The sequence below is a fragment of the Mesorhizobium sp. M1066 genome, from assembly GCF_040318635.1.
GTDB lineage: Bacteria > Pseudomonadota > Alphaproteobacteria > Rhizobiales > Rhizobiaceae > Mesorhizobium.
Map to the genome: position 1 here is coordinate 157,555 of NZ_JAMYMR010000004.1, position 13,716 is coordinate 171,270.

Here is a 13,716-nt window from a genome sequence, read left to right on the forward strand (position 1 = left end):
GAGAAAGAACCATGCCAGCCACCTCGAAAGCCCAGCAGAAAGCCGCCGGCGCGGCTCTGTCGGCCAAGCGCGGCGAGACCAAGAAGAGCGAACTGCAGGGCGCTTCCAAGGGAATGTACGAATCGATGAGCGAAAAGCAGCTCGAGGAATTCGCCGAGACGAAGCGCAAGGGCCTGCCGGAGAAGAAGTCGAAAGACTAAGGGTAAGCATCCGGAATCAAAGAGCCCGCGGCCAAGACCGCGGGCTTTGAAATGATATCGGCCGCCTGAGACCGTATAGGAGCCTACCAGCGCCCGCTGCAGCGCATGATCTTGTAGCGTATGACCTTCTTGTGGCCGTGCCGCCAGATAACCTTCTTCTTGATCACGATGCGGCAAGCCTGGTGATGCCGGTGTCCTTGCCAATGCCTGGCCTCCGCCGGCTCCGGTGTCAGGACCGCCATGGATCCCGCCAACACAGCGGCTCCTGTCAGGGTAAGGAAGATTTTCTCATGCGAATGTAGCTCCTCTGCTCCGGTCCCTTCCTGATGCCGCTGGCGCAACCTCCCGCCACTGCACTCAACCCAGAGACGCTATATCGTCGCCATGGCCTACGCCAGCCACAAGCTTGACACCGGTTAAATCTCCGTTTAATCAGCGCCCCAACACCGGGCCGCAATGCCCGGTGGTTTTCTTTAAGTGCGCAAGATGCGTGGAAATCCAATTCTACTATCTTGTTTGAACTGACGTGTCCCGTGGGTTTTCCGCCGCGTTGCGTGGGAAAACCCTGTCAGGTCTCGAAAACGGAGGCCAGAGGAGGGCGCGTTTCCTTCACCCGGACCATGAGGTTCCGGGTGTATTGTTTTGAAAAGGGAATGCGATGAGCAAGCGCGAATCCGCGAAGTACAAGATCGACCGCCGTCTTGGCGAAAATATCTGGGGCCGCCCGAAGTCCCCGGTCAACAAGCGTGAATACGGTCCTGGCCAGCATGGCCAGCGCCGCAAGGGCAAGCTTTCCGATTTCGGCCTGCAGCTGCGCGCCAAGCAGAAGCTGAAGGGTCACTATGGCGATGTTTCGGAAAAGCAGTTCCGCAAGGTCTATGAAGAGGCTGACCGCCGCAAGGGCGACACCTCGGAGAACCTGATCGGCCTGCTCGAATCGCGTCTCGACGCGGTCGTCTACCGCGCCAAGTTCGTGCCGACCATTTTCGCCGCCCGTCAGTTCGTCAACCACGGCCACGTCAACGTCAACGGCAAGCGTGTCAATATCGGCTCGTATCGCTGCAAGCCGGGCGATGTCGTCGAAGTGCGCGAAAAGTCCAAGCAGCTGGTCATCGTTCTGGAAGCGGTCGGTCTCGCCGAGCGCGACGTGCCGGACTACATCGAAGCCGATCACAACAAGATGGTCGCGACCTTCTCGCGCATCCCTGGCCTTGCGGACGTTCCGTTCGCCGTGCAGATGGAACCGAACCTGGTCGTCGAATTCTATTCGCGCTAAAACGAGCGCGTTCTGCGATACCAAGCAAAGGCCGCCCGTAGAGGCGGCCTTTTCTTTGTCGGTCATGTCCGCTAATCCGGCGCTCTGGGCCACTGAAAGCGACATGCCATGAACATGCTTCCAGACATCGAACCGGTCGACAGCGAAGGCGGCTTCCATCCGCTGTTCGCCGACGTGCCGTCCTCGGTCGAATTCAACAAATTGCGCAAGCGGCTGCTGCGGCTGACCCGGCAGGCGATCGAGGATTTCTCGATGGTCAAGCCCGGCCAGCGCTGGCTCGTTGCCCTGTCTGGCGGCAAGGATTCCTACGGCCTGCTCGCCGTGCTGCTCGACCTCAAATGGCGCGGGCTCTTGCCGGTCGATCTTCTGGCCTGCAATCTCGACCAGGGCCAGCCCAATTTCCCCAAACATATCCTGCCGGACTATCTCGACAGATACGCCATCCCGCATCGCATCGAGTATCAGGACACCTATTCCGTCGTCACCGACAAGCTGCCTGCGGGCAGCACCTATTGCTCGCTCTGCTCGCGCCTCAGGCGGGGCCATCTCTACCGCATTGCGCGCGAGGAGGGGTGCTCGGCGCTTGTGCTCGGTCACCATCGTGAGGACATTCTCGAAACCTTCTTCATGAACCTGTTCCATGGCGGCCGTCTCGCCGCCATGCCGCCAAAACTGCTCAACGACGACGGCGACGTCATGGTGCTGCGGCCATTGAGCTACTGCGCCGAAGCCGATCTGGAAAAATTCGCTGCCGCCATGCAATTCCCGATCATTCCCTGCGATCTCTGCGGCAGCCAGGAAGGTCTTCAGCGCAATGCCATGAAGGCGATGCTCGAGGATCTGGAAAAGCGCATGCCGGGCCGCAAGGATACGATGCTGCGCGCACTGTCCAACAGCAGGCCATCGCATCTGCTCGACAGAAAGCTGTTCGATTTCGCGGCGCTCAACGAGACCCTCAGCACAAGGCTAGACATATCCGATGACATTTGACGACACCGCGATCGACTGGCTCTCTGGCCTTCTGTCCGACGCCGCAATGGCCGAGATCATGCCGCGCTTTCGCCGGCTTGGTGAGGGCGACATCCGCCAGAAGACGTCGGCTGCCGACCTGGTGACCGAGGCCGACGTCAACGCCGAGCGGCTCATCACCGCCAGGCTGCGCGAGCGTTATCCCCAGGCGATGATCGTCGGCGAGGAGGCCTGTTCCGACAATCCGGCACTGCTTGATGGTCTGGGCGATGCCGATCTGGCTTTCGTCATCGACCCGGTCGACGGTACCTTCAACTTCGCGTCCGGTGTGCCGCTGTTCGGCGTCATGCTGGCGGTCGTGGTCAAGGGCGAAACCGTTGCCGGCATCATCCACGATCCCGTCGGCAAGGACTGGCTGATCGGCGCCAGGGGCGCCGGCAGCCATATCCGGCATGCGCATGGCAGCATCGAGAAGGTGCATGTCGCGGCACCCGCGACGATCTCGGAGATGACCGGCTCGGTCTCCTGGCAATATATGGCCGAGCCGGAGCGGTCGCGGCTGGCGCGCAACCAGACGAAGATCCTGTCGCAGTTCGCCTATCGCTGCGCCGCGCACGAATACCGCCTGCTGGCGAGCGGCCATGCCCACTTCGTCGTCTACAACAAGCTGATGCCGTGGGATCATCTGGCCGGCGTGCTGATCCATGCCGAGGCCGGCGGCCACGCGGCGCGCTTCGACGGCAGCACCTATCTGCCCTCGCATCTCGGCGGCGGCCTGCTTGTCGCGCCCGATCGCGAAAGCTGGCACGAATTGCGCCGCGAACTCTGGGCGGCACAGGATTAATTGCTGCGTTAGCCGAAGGAGCGGTGCAATTTCACGCAAATCCGGAGGCTCTCGAATGAAACCTCGGTTCGCATTTGTCGCGGCGGCTCTTGCCGCCGCTTTGTTTGCCAGTTCCCTGGAAGCAAAATCGCAAGAGCGCAGCTGTCGCAGTCCGGATCCCGTCGATACGATAAGGGAGATGTCGGACGCTATCTATGCCTGCTGGAAGCCGCCACCCGGAACCGCGGGCATGTCCCTCACGTTGCGGTTCTCGCTTCGCCGCGACGGCACATTGATCGGCAAGCCTCGCGCCACATATTCCGATCTGGGCGCCGATGCCCAGCTCAGCCGGGCCTTCGTGGCCTCAATCCTCAAGGCACTGGATGAAGCTCTGCCATTGCCCTTTTCGCACAGCATGGGTGGAGCAATCGCGGGGCGCATGCTTGCTCCTCGATTCACGGCAGCTCTTGAAGGTGCCTCCTAATGCAAGTCGGTGATGTGCCCTGAAACGGGCGGGTTCTGTGGCTGGAACATCTTGCCGCGCTCGGCGATGAAGATCATCAGCAGCGCCGCGACCGAGACACTGCAGAAGCCGGCGGCCAGCGGCGTCACCGTGCCGTTGAAGGCCTGACCGATCAGCGTGCCGAGAATGCCGCCGAGAAACGTCTGCATGAAACCGAGGATCGACGACGCCGTGCCGGCCAGTTGGCCAAGCGGCTCCATGGCCAGCGCGTTGAAGTTCGCGCCCAGCGCACCGAATGGAAGCATTGCGCAGGCAAAGAACGTGATGAACAGCCAGAGCGGCATCTTCATTTCCAGCGAAATCACCAGCCAGGCAAGGCTGATGACCAGGAACAGGAGCAGTGCGCTTTGCGACAGGCGGCGCATGCCAATGCGGCCGACAAGGCGCGAGTTCAGAAAGTTGGAGAAGGCGAGCACGCCCGCAACCCCGGCAAAGATGACCGGGAACATCTCGCCTACATGGAAGATGTCCACATAGATCTGCTGCGCCGAAGCGATGAAGCCGAACATGGCGCCGAAGATGAAGGTGCTGGCGAAGGCATAGCAGATCGCAATGCGGTTGGTGAGCACGATGCGAAACCCACCGACAATCGAGTTCACGGTCAGCGGCCGGCGATGTTCGGGATGCAGCGTTTCAGGCAGGCGCAGCAGCGACCAAGCCGAGACGAGGAGCGCACCGACGGCCATGGTGACGAAGATCCAATGCCAGGTAGCAAACAGCATGATGAACTGGCCGATGCCGGGAGCAATGACCGGTATCGCCATGAACACCATGAAGATCAGCGACATCACCTCGGCCATGCGCCGGCCGTCGAACGTATCGCGCACGATCGAGACGGCGATGACGCGGGTCGCCGCCGCACCGATGCCTTGTACGGCCCGGCACAGCAGAAGTGTTTCAAAGCTTGGCGCAATGGCGGCAGCCGCCGCCGCGGCGACATAAATCACCAGCCCGGCGACCAGCGGTGCGCGACGCCCGAAGCGATCCGAGATGGGCCCGAAGAACAACTGTCCGCCGCCGAAGCCCAGAATGTAGGCCGTTATGACGTACTGCCGGTGGTTTTCATTTTCGACGCCGAGCGAGGCGCCGATCTGCTGCAGCGCCGGCAGCATGATATCGATGGCCAGCGAGTTCAGCGCCATCAGCGCCGCGCACAGGGCGATGAACTCCCAGCGCGGAATGGGCAGTTTGCTTGCCGATTGCGGCTCTGGTTTTGACTGGTCCACGGCAAGTCCGATCTTTCAAACGAAAATGCGCCGGCGGGCCGGCGCATTGGCTCGTCTTGGTCCTGGGTTCAGGACATGAAAATTGCCGAGCTGCCCCCGACGCCTTTGTGCATGACCCCGAAAATCAAAATCAACCTTCGGATGGCAATATGCACAAAACAGAAATCAGGCGGCGCCTTTGACGCTGACGCCCTTCTCGACCAGGAACGTCTGCAACTCACCGGCCTGGAACATCTCGCGGATGATATCGCAGCCGCCGACGAATTCGCCCTTGACGTAGAGCTGCGGGATCGTCGGCCAGTTGGAATATTCCTTGATGCCCTGGCGCAGTTCAGCGGAGTCCAGAACGTTCACGCCTTTGTAGTCGGCGCCGATATAGTCGAGGATCTGGACGACCTGGCCGGAAAATCCGCATTGCGGGAAACCGGGCGTGCCCTTCATGAAAAGGACGACGTCGTTGCCCTTCACTTCATTGTCGATGTAGTCGTTGATACCGCTCATGGAAAATCCTTTCCCGCCTGTGGGAGTCAGGCTCGAAACATATCCCTTCAAATAAACCCAACGATTGCTCGAAACAAGACGTTAGCCGTGCCGTGGCTGAAATGGCGCAAAGGATGAGCCGTGTTGGGCCAAGCGCTAAGGGTCAGTCCGGAACGCTGGTCTGCAAGGCGAGTGCGTGCAGCACGCCACCCATATTTCCTTTCAGCGCGTCATAGACCATCTGGTGCTGCTGCACGCGGCTTTTCCCTCGAAAGCTCTCGGCCACCACCTCGGCCGCATAATGGTCGCCGTCGCCGGCGAGATCGCGGATCGTCACCTTGGCGTCCGGAATGCCGTCCTTGATCAGTTTTTCGATGTCGTGGGCATCCATTGCCATGGCAAAATCCTGTTTCGAGCGGCCGGCAGCCGGCCATAAGATGAGAGTCGGGCGAGCCTAAAGCCTTTCCGGTCCGGATTGAAGCCGTTCTGTCCCACCAACGGCAAGACGGTTCGATTGCTTCAGAGAAAGACTAGGCCGGTGGGCTTGCTTCATCCTCGGCAACGTCGTCACGTGTCGAGAAAGCACGGCCAAGGCTGAAGGCAAGTACATAGAGCGGCAAGTTGAGCACGAGGCTGACAATGGGAAGATAGCTCGTCATTTGCCAAGCCGGCGAGAAGAACGCCTGGCCGTAGCCGTCGCAGGTCAACGACGAGCCGTACTCCCACAACGCGCCTACGACCACCGCGCTGGCAAAAAGCTTGATGCAGGTGACGATATGCCTTGCCCGTGCCGGATCCGGCGCCAGGCGGTCCCACAGAACCAGGCAGACGATCGGGACCGCGTAGATGAGATTCTGCGCGATGAGCATGGCGATGGCGCCATTGGCCGCGGCAAGGAACTCCGCGCGCGTTTCCAGCCGCATGCACACCTCACTTGAGGTTGTCGACAGCAGGAAAAAGACGAACGGTCCCAGGAGCCAGAAGAAGAACAACGACGGCCAGAAGACGACTGCAAGCAGCGCCCGGGCAGCCAGTTTCCTGTGATTGATCATGAGTTTCCCGAAAAACCGTTTCCACTTTTCGGGATCATGCTCTCGTCAACTGGCCTGGTCCATGAAGCGGGGGAACCAGCCTTCGTGCGCCGCGGAGAGTTCGCTGACCGGGATTGCCCTGGCGTCGCCAAGCTTCAGCGCGCTGCCCCCGGTCGAGCCGATCCACGGCGCGAAGATGCCGAGTTCGCCCTGCTGCTTGCGAATGGCGTCCCATTCGTCACCATGCGGATCGATCGACAGCGTCAGGAGATAACGGCCCTGATCCTCGCCGAACCAGACTGGGATCGGGTCGGTGCCGACAAGCCCGGGAACGGCGGCGCCGATTCCGGACGCCATCGCCATCTCGGCAAGTGCAACGGCGACACCGCCATCGGAAACGTCGTGCGCCGCCGTGACGACACCGGATGCGGTGAGCGCGCGCACATGGTCGCCGACGCGCTTTTCGTGATCGAGGTCTACCGGCGGCGGCGGGCCATCCGTGCGGCCGTGTATGTCCCTGAAATAGACCGATTGACCGAGATGCGTTCCCCAGGAGGCCGGCGCGCCGACCAGCAGGATCATCTGGCCCTCGGCCGCAAAGCCGGTCCGTACCATCTTCGACCAGTCGGCGATCAGCCCGACGCCGCCGATAGTCGGGGTTGGCAGGATGCCCTGGCCGTTGGTCTCGTTGTAGAGCGAGACATTGCCGGAGACGATCGGGAATCCGAGCGCACGGCAGGCGTCGCCTATGCCTTTCACCGCGCCGACCAGCTGGCCCATGATCTCGGGCCGTTCCGGGTTGCCGAAATTGAGGTTGTCGGTTGCGGCCAGCGGCAGAGCGCCGGTGGCGGTCAAATTGCGCCAGCATTCGGCCACCGCCTGCTTGCCGCCCTCATAGGGGTCGGCCTCGCAATAGCGCGGCGTCACGTCGGACGAGAAGGCGAGCGCCTTGGTCGCATGGCCTTCGACCCGGACCACGCCGGCATCGCCGCCTGGAAGCTGCAGCGAATTGCCCTGGATCAACGTGTCATACTGTTCCCACACCCAGCGCCGGGAAGACAGGTCGGGCCCGCCGAGCAGCTTCAGCAGCGCGTCTGCAACGTCGGCTTGCGGAATGTCATTGGCGGCCAGCGGCGCCGGCTTCTTCGGTTCGGTCCACGGCCGATCATATTCCGGAGCCTTGTCGCCAAGATCCTTGATCGGCAGGTTGGCGACCTCGTCGCCCTGGTGCAGAACGCGGAAGCGCAGATCGTCGGTGGTCTTGCCGACGATGGCGAAATCGAGCCCCCATTTGTGGAAGATCGCCTCGGCTTCCTTTTCCTTTTCCGGGCGCAGCACCATCAGCATGCGCTCCTGGCTTTCCGACAGCATCATCTCGTAGGCGCTCATGCGCTCTTCGCGCACAGGAACCTTGTCGAGATCGAGCTCGATGCCGAGGTCGCCCTTGGCGCCCATTTCGACCGCCGAGCAGGTGAGGCCGGCGGCACCCATGTCCTGGATGGCGATGACGGCGCCCGAGGCCATCAGTTCGAGGCTGGCTTCCAGCAGGCATTTTTCGGTGAAGGGATCGCCGACCTGCACTGTCGGGCGCTTCTCATCGATCTTGTCGTCGAATTCGGCCGAAGCCATGGTGGCGCCGCCGACGCCGTCGCGGCCAGTCTTGGCGCCGAGATAGACGACCGGCAGGCCGACGCCCTTGGCTTCCGACAGGAAGATCGCATCGGTTTTGGCAAGGCCCGCCGCAAAGGCGTTGACCAGGATGTTGCCATTGTAGCGGGCGTCGAAATTGACCTCGCCGCCGACTGTCGGCACGCCGAAGGCGTTGCCATAGCCGCCGACGCCGGAAACCACGCCTGAAACGAGGTGCCGGGTCTTGGGATGGTCAGGCGAGCCGAAGCGCAGCGCATTCATTGCCGCGATCGGCCGCGCGCCCATGGTGAAGACGTCGCGCAATATGCCGCCGACACCGGTCGCCGCGCCCTGGTAGGGCTCGATGTAGGAGGGGTGATTGTGGCTCTCCATCTTGAAGACGACGCAGTCGCCGTCGCCGATGTCGACCACGCCGGCATTCTCGCCCGGGCCCTGAATAACCTGTGGACCGGTGGTCGGCAGCGTACGCAGCCACTTCTTCGAGGATTTGTAGGAGCAGTGCTCGTTCCACATGGCCGAGAAGATGCCGAGTTCGGTAAAGCTCGGCTCGCGCCCGATAAGGTCGAGTATGCGCTGATACTCGTCGGGCTTCAGCCCGTGCGCGGCGATGAGCTCGGGGGTGATCGGCACGGAACTGGAAATGGTCATGAGCGGCGATTTTTATCCGGGGGGCGTTGGGATTTTGAGTCCCGTCTTATCGCAAGCTTTGAGGCCGATACACCCATGGATTGACGAAAAACGACGGAAAACCGGACAAAGCCACGGAGTGTCAGGAGAAGCTGTCGTAGCCGGCACGGCCTTCATCGAGAAGTCGCCGGATCACCGCGACGCCTTCGGCGATGTCCTTGCGCTGCCGTGGCTGCGAAATACCGAAGCGGACGCCGTGGAAAACCTGCTCGGAACGGCCGGCCTTGAACTCGTCCTCATCGTCGATCAGCACGCCATGCTCCAGGCAGGCGTTCTTGAAGGTGCCGGAAAGCCAGGGGTCGGGCAGGGTCAGCCAGACAAAGGGCACCCTGTCATGTGACTTGAACGCGAAGCCGGCCAAAGTCTCGCGCACGATGGCGATGCGGGCGCCGATTTCGGCGATGCTGCGCTTGCGTATCTCATCCGCCTGACCTGACAGCACCAGCCTTGTATTCACCTCCGCCAGCAGGAAGGGCATGCCGCCGGTCATCATCTTGTGGGCGACGCGGATGCGATGGCGATAGGCAGGCGGGCAGGAAAGCCAGCCGCCGCGCACACCCGCCGCAACCGATTTCGACAGGCCGCCTGCGACAATGGTGCGTTCAGGCGCATATTCGGCCAGCAATGGCGTCGGATCATCGGTCAGATTGCCATACAGATCGTCCTCGATGAGGACGACATTGTATTCGCGTGCGACACGCGCGATTGCTTCGCGGCGCGCCGCCGACAAGGTCACCAGCGTGGGATTCTGCGCCGTCGGCATCAGGAAGACCATCCTGGGATGCTTTTGCGCACAGACACGCTCGAAATCCTGCGGGTCGAGGCCCTCGTCGTCAGACGCCACCAGCGCGGTGCGCCGTCCGATCAGGCCGGCGCTGCGGGAAATCTGCGAGTAGGTCAGGTGCTCGAAGGCGACGTAGTCGCCAGGCATGGTGAGCGCCGCGATTGCCGCCATCACCGCCGCATGTGTGCCGAGCGTGGGAACGATGGTGTCGGCACTCGGACGAAACGAATTGCGCGCCAACCAGCGGGCGCCGGCTTCGTACCAGCGGTCGGGAAAATCCCGCGTGTAGCTTGAAATCTCATGTGGATGGTCCTGCGCCGTGCGCGACAGGACACCGGCGACGATGTCGCCCTGGCCGATATCGGGTGCTGCGGTGCTGTCGAAACGCAGCTTGCCTTTAGGCGCATCGATATAGCGTGTGCCTTCGCCGCCGACGTCCGGAGCCGGAAAATCCGGCTTCGCGCGCTGGCCGAGCACATAGGTTCCACGCCCGACTTCGCCGCTCACCAGCCCACGCTCGCGCAGCAATTGATAGGCCCGGCCGACCGTGCCGACGGTGGTGCCGATGTCGTAGGCGAGGTCGCGTTGCGGCGGCAGCTTTGCGCCGGCATCGATCACGCCGCGATCGATGTCCGTTTCGATGGAATCCGCAAGCCGCTGATACAGGGGTCCGGAGCCGGTGGTGAGGTCGGGGAGCCAATTTGTCATGGTGACAATTTTCTATATTGCACCCATACATGAGTCAATACATATCAGATGCGTGCCAAAAAGGGTACAATTTGGAATTCTGGTAGAAAGAAAATGAATACAATCGCCACAATCCGTCATTCGAGCGCCGAGTTATCGGGCCAAGCGACAACACGTCCATCGGACCGGAGCGGCTTTGTCAGCCGTCTGGTGCGTCTGGTCAGATCGCTGGCGAGATGGATCGACAGCCTGCTGGATCGCCGCCGCAGCCGGCTGGCGCTGCTGGAAATGACCGATGATCAGCTCAAGGATATCGGCGTCTCGCGCTGCGATGCCCACCGTGAGGGCATCAGGCCGTTCTGGGACTGAAAGCTAGCGGAGTTTTGATGCCCTGATGCGTGCAATGCCATGGTCCGCAAGGACGGCGACCACGCACAGCACGAGAAAAAGTCCGGTGATGGCCAGCGCCGAGATGGCAACGCTGGGCGAACCGTTCTTGGCGACGTCAAGGAAGGGATAGGGCACCTCACCGGCAAGCGGTGCCCGTACCAGCGCATAGATCAGATAGGCGACGGGATAGAGCATCCACCAGGAAATGTCGCTCCAGCGCGTCCTGCCGTCAGCGCCCGATATCAACCACCACAGCACGAAGAGCACCGGCGTCACATAATGCAGCAGGACGTCGCAGAGCAGGAACAGCCCCTGCGGCTGCCAGAGTTGTGCCAGGACCGTTGCATAGATGATAAAAACCAGCGCGATCGAAGCGGCAACGCCGGCCCGCATCCGCGCGCCTGCAAAGGCCGGCAGCCAGGCATAGAAGGTGGGTGACAGCAGCGACATGTACACCAGCACCGCGCCGATGTTGGTCAGGATGGTGAAGAAGCTGAAGACGAAAATGACGGAGCCAAGCAGGCTGCGGCCTGCTTCCATCGATGCCGGAATGCTGATGCAGAACTGCAGGATGAGCCCGGCCAGACCGATGACCAGCCCCACAATCTGCAGAAAGCGGCCCATGGGCTAGACCGTCGCGGCGCAGGCCGGATTGCCGGTCTGCCAACGAGCGATGTCCGAGCCGATGCGGGCGCCGAGCGGATCGTTCATCAGCGGTCCGAAGACGTCGACACGGCTAGAATTGCCTTGCGCCTGCACGACCAGCAGTGGTTTGCCGCCATAGTGCTTGGCCGGCACCAGCAGGAAACGCGGCGTGCCGCTGAATGAATTCAGTTCGTTGGCCATCTGATATTGTTTGAAGGCTGGGTCCTTGCTGGCGATCCAGCATTTGTGGGCAGCGATCGCCACTTGTTCCATGGCCAGCAGCGCAGCACTTTTGCCTGAGGGAACAGGCGTGCTCTTTGGCGTCGACTGGCAGGATGCCAGCACAAAGCCCGCCGCGGCGACCAGCGCGATCGTCTTCGACTTGATCAAGCGGCACCCATCTCAAGTTCGGACAGAAAAATCTTCAAACCATCGGTCATCTCGCCCCACACCCTCGACAATGCCGGGTGTTGCGAGGCGATCTGCTGGTAGGCGTCGAATTTGGGATAGGCGTCGAGCAGGTCGTGGCGTCCCGTCATGGCGCGGAAATTGTTGAAGATGAACCGCGTCGGCGTCAGCCAGGCATCGGCGAAACTAATGTCGTCGCCGAGTGCGAAGGGCCCTTGCGCCATGCGGGCCTCGATCGCCGCCAGTCCATGATGCAGGCGGGCGAACTGGGCGTCGATCTCGGCATTGTTTCGCTTCGGCACGGAATGAAGCTCGAAAAGCTTCATCATCGGCGTCAGCACATCGAGATCGGTGATACGGGCGAACATACGCACCAGCGCGCGGTCCTTGGAATCGGGCGGCAGCAGCGCCGGCTCCGGAAACCGTTCCTCGAGATATTCGGCGATGACCACCGATTCGACGATGGTTTCGCCCGAGCCGGTGATCAGCACCGGAATTCGGTTCATCGGTGAGATGGCGCGAAACGCTTCCGGGATCGGAAAACCGGGCGGCGGCGCGATGATCTTGAGTGGTACGTCCTTGATGTAGGCCAGTGCCCGCACGATCGACGAGTAGGGCGACAACGGCCGCGAATAGAGTTTCATGACCGTCTCTCTCCCCAATGAACCAGACTTGCTCCAAAGAGACAGGAATGTCCGGCTGTTTTCAAGCTGTTCGCTTCGATATCGTCAGGCGGCGATGCCGAGGGCGCTCTCGAACAGTCCGCGGCCGTCGGTGCCGCCATGGGCTGCTTCGATCAGGTTTTCCGGGTGCGGCATCAGCCCGAGCACATTGCCTTGGCTGTTGACGATGCCGGCAATGTCGTTGATCGAGCCATTGGGGTTGGTGCCCTCGGCATAGCGGAACACCACTTGGCCTTCGCCTTCGAGGCGGGCAAGCGTGTCGGCGTCGGCGAAATAATTGCCGTCATGATGCGCGACCGGCGAGCGGATGATCTGGCCCGGCTGATAGCGGCGGGTGAACATGGTGTTGGCATTGGTGATCTCGAGCTTCACCTGCCGGCAGACGAATTTCAGCGAGGTGTTGCGCATCAAGGCGCCCGGCAACAGGCCGGCCTCGACCAGGATCTGGAAACCGTTGCAGACGCCGATGACCGTAACGCCGGCGGCCGCTTTTTCGGCCACTGCCCGCATGACCGGCATGCGCGCGGCGATCGCGCCACAGCGCAGATAGTCGCCGAAGGAAAAGCCACCCGGAATGGCGATCAGGTCGACATCGGGGATTTCGGTGTCGGTTTGCCAGACGGTGACCGGCGGTGTTCCCGAAATCTTGGTCAGCGCCGCGATCATGTCGCGGTCGCGGTTGAGGCCAGGCAGGAGGACGACGGCTGATTTCATTTTGGTTCGTAAGGCCTCTGGGCTTCGGCGAGTTCGCGCAGGTCGAGACGTCTGTCTATGCGTTCAAGACGCTCGTCTTGCCGGGCGAGGATGCCGTAGATGTTGTGGATATCACTTTGCGTTGCCACCATGTGACCCCGCATCACATTCAACTCCCGTTTCGTCTCGGACACATCCTGACGAAGCTCACCGATTTCGTGATGCACACGCTTCATAAGCTCGAACATCAGCTCATTCGTGACTTCCGGCATAGTGCCTCCGACACAACCTCAGGTAAGCGTCACACTATAATTCTCAATCACCGTGTTCGCCAGCAGCTTGTCGCACATGGCTTTCAGGTCCGCTTCGGCCTTGGCCTTGTCGCTTTCCGCCAGCTCGACGTCGAACACCTTGCCCTGCCGGACAAGGCCCACGCCATCGAACCCCAGGCCGGACAGCGCGTGTTCGATCGCCTTGCCTTGCGGGTCGAGCACGCCGTTCTTGAGGGTGACGGTAATGCGGGCCTTGATCACGCTGGACATGCTCCTGTTCTGACTATCA

At 61.6% G+C, this 13,716-nt stretch carries 19 protein-coding genes; 6 read left to right on the top strand and 13 right to left on the bottom strand.

Annotated features, from left to right (window positions below; genetic code table 11):
* The first annotated feature begins 11 nt into the window (after positions 1–11).
* Entirely contained in the window at positions 12–200 is a 189-nt protein-coding gene (locus NKH52_RS08540; protein WP_023810328.1) for a DUF3008 family protein, read from the top strand.
* Positions 201–283: 83 nt separating this feature from the next.
* On the opposite strand, the gene NKH52_RS08545 is transcribed toward NKH52_RS08540, so the two are convergent.
* Positions 284–442 carry a hypothetical protein gene (locus tag NKH52_RS08545; protein WP_352729504.1) on the bottom strand — a complete coding sequence of 53 codons (159 nt, stop codon included), beginning with the start codon at positions 440–442 and terminating at the stop codon, positions 284–286.
* 416 nt (positions 443–858) lie between these two features.
* On the opposite strand from NKH52_RS08545, the gene rpsD reads away from it, so the two are divergent.
* The 4 genes from rpsD to NKH52_RS08565 all read left to right on the top strand — a co-directional run bounded on the left by rpsD (position 859) and on the right by NKH52_RS08565 (position 3,752).
* Positions 859–1,476, top strand: a complete 618-nt coding sequence (rpsD, locus tag NKH52_RS08550; protein WP_023759539.1) for a 30S ribosomal protein S4 — start codon at positions 859–861, stop codon at positions 1,474–1,476.
* 108 nt (positions 1,477–1,584) lie between these two features.
* Entirely contained in the window at positions 1,585–2,466 is an 882-nt protein-coding gene (ttcA, locus tag NKH52_RS08555) for a tRNA 2-thiocytidine(32) synthetase TtcA (protein WP_352729506.1), read from the top strand.
* Entirely contained in the window at positions 2,456–3,289 is an 834-nt protein-coding gene (locus NKH52_RS08560; protein WP_352729508.1) for an inositol monophosphatase family protein, read from the top strand. Before ttcA ends, NKH52_RS08560 begins: the two co-directional genes overlap by 11 nt.
* A 55-nt stretch (positions 3,290–3,344) precedes the next feature.
* The gene (locus NKH52_RS08565; RefSeq protein WP_352729510.1) at positions 3,345–3,752 is read left to right on the top strand and encodes a UCP034077 family protein; all 408 of its coding nucleotides are present in this window, start codon (positions 3,345–3,347) and stop codon (positions 3,750–3,752) included.
* On the opposite strand, the gene NKH52_RS08570 is transcribed toward NKH52_RS08565, so the two are convergent.
* From NKH52_RS08570 to NKH52_RS08595, 6 genes are all read right to left on the bottom strand, one after another.
* Complete coding sequence (locus NKH52_RS08570; protein WP_352892539.1) at positions 3,749–4,933, bottom strand: multidrug effflux MFS transporter; 1,185 nt, start codon at positions 4,931–4,933, stop codon at positions 3,749–3,751. The genes NKH52_RS08565 and NKH52_RS08570 overlap by 4 nt on opposite strands.
* Before the next feature lie 249 nt (positions 4,934–5,182).
* A complete protein-coding gene (grxD, locus tag NKH52_RS08575) occupies positions 5,183–5,518 on the bottom strand; it encodes a Grx4 family monothiol glutaredoxin (protein ID WP_006332883.1) in 336 nt (111 codons plus the stop codon).
* A 142-nt stretch (positions 5,519–5,660) separates the two neighbouring features.
* Positions 5,661–5,894, bottom strand: a complete 234-nt coding sequence (locus NKH52_RS08580; RefSeq protein WP_010909092.1) for a BolA/IbaG family iron-sulfur metabolism protein — start codon at positions 5,892–5,894, stop codon at positions 5,661–5,663.
* A 133-nt stretch (positions 5,895–6,027) separates the two neighbouring features.
* Entirely contained in the window at positions 6,028–6,549 is a 522-nt protein-coding gene (locus NKH52_RS08585) for a hypothetical protein (RefSeq protein ID WP_352729514.1), read from the bottom strand.
* A gap of 45 nt (positions 6,550–6,594) precedes the next feature.
* Positions 6,595–8,826 carry a phosphoribosylformylglycinamidine synthase subunit PurL gene (purL, locus tag NKH52_RS08590; RefSeq protein ID WP_352729516.1) on the bottom strand — a complete coding sequence of 744 codons (2,232 nt, stop codon included), beginning with the start codon at positions 8,824–8,826 and terminating at the stop codon, positions 6,595–6,597.
* A 121-nt stretch (positions 8,827–8,947) separates the two neighbouring features.
* The gene (locus NKH52_RS08595; protein WP_352729517.1) at positions 8,948–10,357 is read right to left on the bottom strand and encodes an aminotransferase-like domain-containing protein; all 1,410 of its coding nucleotides are present in this window, start codon (positions 10,355–10,357) and stop codon (positions 8,948–8,950) included.
* 93 nt (positions 10,358–10,450) lie between these two features.
* Between NKH52_RS08595 and NKH52_RS08600 the strand changes: the two genes are divergently transcribed.
* Complete coding sequence (locus tag NKH52_RS08600) at positions 10,451–10,705, top strand: DUF1127 domain-containing protein (protein ID WP_352729805.1); 255 nt, start codon at positions 10,451–10,453, stop codon at positions 10,703–10,705.
* Between the two features lie 3 nt (positions 10,706–10,708).
* Here the strand turns inward: NKH52_RS08600 and NKH52_RS08605 are convergent, their stop codons facing one another.
* The 6 genes from NKH52_RS08605 to purS form a co-directional block, all read right to left on the bottom strand.
* Complete coding sequence (locus NKH52_RS08605; RefSeq protein WP_352729519.1) at positions 10,709–11,350, bottom strand: Pr6Pr family membrane protein; 642 nt, start codon at positions 11,348–11,350, stop codon at positions 10,709–10,711.
* A 3-nt stretch (positions 11,351–11,353) separates the two neighbouring features.
* Positions 11,354–11,761 (bottom strand): hypothetical protein, encoded by a 408-nt coding sequence (locus NKH52_RS08610; RefSeq protein ID WP_352729521.1) that lies wholly within the window; start codon positions 11,759–11,761, stop codon positions 11,354–11,356.
* Complete coding sequence (locus tag NKH52_RS08615) at positions 11,758–12,423, bottom strand: glutathione S-transferase family protein (RefSeq protein WP_352729523.1); 666 nt, start codon at positions 12,421–12,423, stop codon at positions 11,758–11,760. Before NKH52_RS08615 ends, NKH52_RS08610 begins: the two co-directional genes overlap by 4 nt.
* A gap of 84 nt (positions 12,424–12,507) precedes the next feature.
* Positions 12,508–13,176 carry a phosphoribosylformylglycinamidine synthase subunit PurQ gene (purQ, locus tag NKH52_RS08620; RefSeq protein ID WP_024504558.1) on the bottom strand — a complete coding sequence of 223 codons (669 nt, stop codon included), beginning with the start codon at positions 13,174–13,176 and terminating at the stop codon, positions 12,508–12,510.
* Positions 13,173–13,427, bottom strand: a complete 255-nt coding sequence (locus NKH52_RS08625; protein WP_127293463.1) for a hypothetical protein — start codon at positions 13,425–13,427, stop codon at positions 13,173–13,175. Before NKH52_RS08625 ends, purQ begins: the two co-directional genes overlap by 4 nt.
* Before the next feature lie 18 nt (positions 13,428–13,445).
* Complete coding sequence (gene purS, locus NKH52_RS08630; RefSeq protein ID WP_352729525.1) at positions 13,446–13,688, bottom strand: phosphoribosylformylglycinamidine synthase subunit PurS; 243 nt, start codon at positions 13,686–13,688, stop codon at positions 13,446–13,448.
* Positions 13,689–13,716 lie beyond the last annotated feature (28 nt).